3 protein-coding genes are annotated in these 5,324 nt (G+C 60.3%); all 3 read left to right on the forward strand.

The annotated features are described in order from the left end of the window. Positions 1–410: 410 nt before the first annotated feature. The 3 genes from Q9S52_RS10370 (at position 411) to topA (ending at position 5,133) form a co-directional block, all read left to right on the forward strand. Positions 411–1,223 (forward strand): glycogen/starch synthase, encoded by an 813-nt coding sequence (locus Q9S52_RS10370; protein ID WP_294593545.1) that lies wholly within the window; start codon positions 411–413, stop codon positions 1,221–1,223. Then, on the forward strand, positions 1,201–2,598 hold the full coding sequence (locus Q9S52_RS10375) for a DUF4270 family protein (protein WP_304709059.1): 1,398 nt from the start codon (positions 1,201–1,203) through the stop codon (positions 2,596–2,598). Before Q9S52_RS10370 ends, Q9S52_RS10375 begins: the two co-directional genes overlap by 23 nt. 99 nt (positions 2,599–2,697) lie before the next feature. Next, a complete protein-coding gene (topA, locus tag Q9S52_RS10380) occupies positions 2,698–5,133 on the forward strand; it encodes a type I DNA topoisomerase (protein WP_304709060.1) in 2,436 nt (811 codons plus the stop codon). Positions 5,134–5,324 lie beyond the last annotated feature (191 nt).

Here is a 5,324-nt window from a genome sequence, read left to right on the forward strand (position 1 = left end):
ATTTTTTGCGCACCACTCTTTTTTCGCGCGCCTGCGCGATTCATTCTATTTCGGCGCGAGCCGAAATAGTTGAATCGCTTCTTTTGGCAAGACGCGCGTCTTTGGCTACAGGAGGGTACTGCGCTCAGGCCGCGCGGGCCCCACGTCCCGTGGACGGGAAATGCTCGCGCATTTCCACTGCCAGCCTCTACCCCAATTCTCTGTCCGCGCGCGGGCGGCAGGCAAGGGGCCGCCTCAGCCCAACAACTAACGCCCGCCTCCGGCCAACCAGCCCCTTTCGGCCCTCCGCCCAGAAAAAAGCACCCCGCCCCCCATCGCCCCCGCACCCGCTTATCCGAAAAAAACGTTATCTTTGTGGCAGTGTCCCATCGGGTTTCGACCCGACCGACCACATCAAAGGAGGACCGCCGATGAACCACAACGCCAAGATTCTGTACGTCTGCCAGGAAGTAGTACCCTACCTTCCCGACAACGACATATCGAGCCTTTGCCGCTACCTGCCCCAAGCCATGCAGGAGCGCGGAGCCGAGATCCGCATCTTCATGCCCCGTTGGGGCTGCATCAACGAGCGTCGGAACCAGCTCCACGAAGTGATCCGCCTCTCCGGGATGAACCTCATCATCGACGACACCGACCACCAACTCATCATCAAAGTCGCCTCCATCCCTACAGCCCGCGTCCAAGTCTACTTCATCGACAACGACGACTTCTTCAAACGGAAAGCCACCTGGGCCGACAGCGACGGCAACCACTTCGCCGACAACGAAGAGCGCGCCATCTTCTTCGCCCGCGGCGTATTGGAGACCGTCCGGAAACTGCGCTGGGCCCCGAACATCGTCCACTGCCACGACTGGTTCTCCGCCATCGTCCCCATCTACCTGAAGAAAATATTCCACAACGACCCCATCTTCAGAGAACTCAAGATCGTCGTCTCCGTTTATGACCACCCTTTTCCCGGGAACTTGGATCCCGCCCTCGGCTCCAAACTCATCCAGGAAGGCATCAAGAAAGACGAACTCAAGCATCTCGACCACCCCGACTACCTCGGCCTCATGAAATTCGCCCTCGAACGCGCCGACGGCGCAGTACTCGGAAGCAAAGAGATCGCCCCCGAACTCACCGACTTTATCCGCCAGCGCGGGATACCCACCCTCTCCTATCCCGGCACCGAAAACTACGAAGACGCATACGCCGCATTTTATGACACACTGCTCGAAAAATAACACCCACCACTTCAGCCTCCTCCCCCTTCTGCTGAGCACCCTTCTCCTCCTCAGCCTCCCCTCCTGCACCCAACGCGACGACGCCTTCGGGAACGACCTCGTGCCGCCGAGCCAACACATGCGCAGCACCATCGACTCCACCGTCCTCGTGCACACCTACATCTCCACCTGCGACTCCTTGGAGACCAGCGTATCCGGCTACTACGAACCCCTCGTCGGCTCCTACATCGACCCCCTCACCGGACGGATCGACATCCAAGCCTTCGTCAACTACTCCCCCTACGGCTTCCGCCACAGCCACTACTTCGGCGAGAACCCCGTGATCGACTCCATGCGCTACGCCATCACCTTCACCGGCGCCATCGGCGACACCACCAAGAGCGTCACCGTCGACGTCTACGAAGTCAAAGACTACCACTTCCACCAGGACAGCGCCTACTTCAGCAACTTCGACATGTCCCCCTATATCGGCGCCACCCCCCTGTTCTCCTTCGAACAGAAAGGCCCCGGCACCGCCTACGGCCGCCTGCCCGACGAATTCGCCAAACGCCTGCTCGACAACACCCAAAGCAAAGAGAACATCTACTACAACGACACCCTCTTCCACAAGAAATTCCCCGGCCTCTACTTCAAACTCCGCAACCAAGCCACCGCAGGCGAAGAAGGCACCCTCCTGAAGATGGACATGGCCCAAAGCACCATGTACCTCTTCTACCACAACACCGGCCCCAACGGACTCGACACCTTAGACCAGCAGATCCTCTTCTACAGCGACCGGACCTACGACTACATCTGCTTCACCACCATCCAGCACGACTACACCCTCTCCGACCCATCCAAAGGCGGCGTGCCAGCCACCGCCATCGGCGACACCACACACGCCTCCGAATACATGTACGTACAAGGGCTCGCAGGCCTCATGGGACAACTCCGGATTGAAAAAAGCCAACTCGAACACCTGCAACAGCAAGCCGTGGAACAAGGATACAGCCACATCGCCCTCCACCGCGCCGAACTGAAAGTGCGCATGGTCGACTCCGGCTACGAACAATACAACAAATCCTTCACCGGCCTCGGCCTCTACCACAACATGATCGGGTACGAATTCCTCGACGAATACAACCCCATCCTCGACGCCATCACCACCAACAACTACACCCAGACCCTCGGCGGGAGCCTGAATCGCTCGTTAGGCATCTACACCTTCGACATCACCTCCTACGTTCAGCAACTCCTCACCGGCAAAGAAGAACGCTACACCACCGAACTGCTCCCCGCCTACCTGCAACGGAACGACACCGGCCGCAGCTGGATTTACGGTTCGAATTCGCCGTACCCCCCGTTGCTCGTGTTGACCTACACCCTGATTAAATAATCCGAACCATTTTCCGGTCGCCCCGTAACCCGCCGGGCGACCGCCGTTTTTCAGACCTAAAGGCCCACCCCTTTAGGTTTTTACATGATACCCAACCCCATGCACGAAAACCTCGTCATCGTCGAATCCCCCGCCAAAGCCAAGACCATCGAAAAGATCCTCGGCGACCGCTATACCGTGAAATCCAGCTTCGGCCACATCCGCGACCTGAAGAAAAAAGGGCTCAGCATCGACATCTCCCGCGGCTTCGAACCCGAATACGAAATCTCTCCCGACAAAGTGAAAGTCGTGAGCGAACTGCGCCGCCTCTCCAAAGAAGCCCGCACCGTCTGGCTCGCCTCCGATGAAGACCGCGAAGGAGAAGCCATCGCCTGGCACCTGAAAGAAACCCTCCAGCTGCCCGACGACAAGACCCGCCGCATCGTCTTCCACGAAATCACCAAAAACGCCATCCTGCACGCCGTCGAACACCCCCGCCAAGTCGACCTCAACCTCGTCAACGCCCAACAAGCCCGTCGCGTGCTCGACCGGTTAGTCGGTTTCGAACTGTCGCCCCTGCTGTGGAAGAAAGTACGGCCCTCCCTCTCCGCCGGCCGCGTCCAATCCGTCACCGTGAAACTCATCGTCGAACGCGAACGCGAAATCATGAGCTTCGAAAGCTCCGACTACTACCGCGTCATCGGCGAATTCATCACCCCCGACGGCACCGGCTTCAAAGCCGAACTCAACACCCGCTTCAAGACCGAAACCGAAGCCAACGCCTTTCTGAGCGCCATCGCCTCGTCCGACATCGCCTTCACCATCGGCGCCGTCGAAACCCGGCCCGCCAAACGGACACCGGCACCTCCGTTCACCACCTCCACCCTCCAGCAGGAAGCCGCCCGGAAACTCGGCTTCTCCGTCAGCCAGACCATGACCATCGCCCAGCGACTCTACGAAGCCGGGATGATCACCTACATGCGAACCGACTCCGTTCACCTCTCCACCCTCGCCCTCGGCGCCGCCAAGAGCGCCGTCACCGACCTCTTCGGCGCCCGCTACCACAAGAGCCGGCAATACACCACCAAGAGCAAAGGCGCCCAGGAAGCTCACGAAGCCATCCGGCCCACCTACATCGACCGTCGCGAAGCCGGCACCACCGCCCAGGAGCGCCGCCTCTACGACCTCATCTGGAAACGCACCGTCGCCACCCAGATGGCCGACGCCGAATTAGAGAAGACCACCGCCCGGATCGAAATCTCCGGCCGCCCCGAACACTTCACCGCCACCGGCGAAGTGATCACCTTCGACGGCTTCCTTCGGCTCTACATGGAATCCCACGACGACGAACCCGCCCCGAAAAGCAGCAGCAACGGCACCTCCGCCGAGACCCTGCTCCCGCCACTGGTCCAAGGCACCAGCCTCCGTCGCGGCCAGGTCGTCGCCACCCAACGCTTCGCCCAACGTCCCCCGAGATACTCGGAAGCCAGCCTCGTGAAACAACTCGAAGAGCTCGGGATCGGACGTCCCTCGACCTACGCCCCGACCATCTCCACCGTCATCAACCGCGGCTACGTCGTCAAAGAAGACCGCGAAGGCACAAAACGCGACTACACCATCCTGACCCTCGCCCCGAACGGCACCCTCAAACGCACCGAGAAGAGCGAGACCACCGGCGCCGAGAAGAACAAACTCTTCCCCACCGACATCGGGATGCTCGTCACCGACTACCTCTCCGACCACTTCTCCGCCATCCTCGACTACAACTTCACCGCCAAAGTCGAGAAAGAGTTCGACGAGATCGCCGACGGCGACCTCGACTGGCGCCGCATGCTCGCCGCCTTCTACGAACCCTTCCATGAAGGCGTCGACAACGCCGAAGGCGACACCGAATACGTCCGCAGCGAGCGCCTGTTAGGCATCGACCCGAAGAGCGGGAAAAACGTCTACGCCCGCGTCGGCAAATTCGGCCCCATGGTTCAGCTCGGCGACACCCCAGTAGCGGCACATAAAGGGACCCTCGCCGCCGCCATCAAGCCCTCGGACGACGAGAAACCCCGTTACGCCTCCTTACAGAAAGGCCAGATGGTCGCCACCATCACCCTGGAAGAGGCCCTCGCCCTGTTCGAACTGCCCCGCACCTTAGGCGAATACGAAGGGAAAACCGTCGTCGTCTCCGTCGGCCGGTTCGGGCCCTACGTGCGTCACGACGGCAAATTCACCTCCCTGAAAGTTCGGGAAGGAGACGACCCCTACAGCATCGACCTGCCCCGCGCCATCGCCCTGATCGAAGAGAAGCGCGAAGCCGAACGGAACCGCGTGATCCGGGTTTACGAAGCCGACGACATTCAGGTGCTGAACGGGCGTTGGGGCCCTTACATCGCCCACGGCGGCGCCAACTACAAGATACCGAAACCCCTGCTGAGCAATCGTGAAGCCTCCGACTTGACCTTGGACGAATTGAAAGCCCTGATTTCCGAGCAGCAGGCCGCCGGTGCCGGTAGCAGTGGTGCCAAACGTCCCCCCTTCCGCCGCGCCGGCCGGAGCAAGAAATAAGCGACAGACGCAAAATGAGTCCTGCGGAGCCTAAGGCATAGCGTAGCTATCATAAAGTTTTTCTGGTTCTCTTTGTTCACAAAGAGAACGGCCCGCGCGGCCTGAGCGCGGTTCCCTCCCACCGCCGCGCGCGCCCCGCCTTAAGAAGCGATTCAACTATTTCGGCGGTGAGCCGAATATAGATGAATCGC

Origin of the sequence: uncultured Rikenella sp., from assembly GCF_948810725.1 — a bacterium.
Lineage (GTDB): Bacteria > Bacteroidota > Bacteroidia > Bacteroidales > Rikenellaceae > Rikenella.

Coding starts and splice junctions, on each gene's coding strand:
- Q9S52_RS10370 (WP_294593545.1), top strand. CDS start 411: ATGAACCACAACGCCAAGATTCTGTACGTCTGCCAGGAAGTAGTACCC.
- Q9S52_RS10375 (WP_304709059.1), top strand. CDS start 1,201: ATGACACACTGCTCGAAAAATAACACCCACCACTTCAGCCTCCTCCCC.
- topA (WP_304709060.1), top strand. CDS start 2,698: ATGCACGAAAACCTCGTCATCGTCGAATCCCCCGCCAAAGCCAAGACC.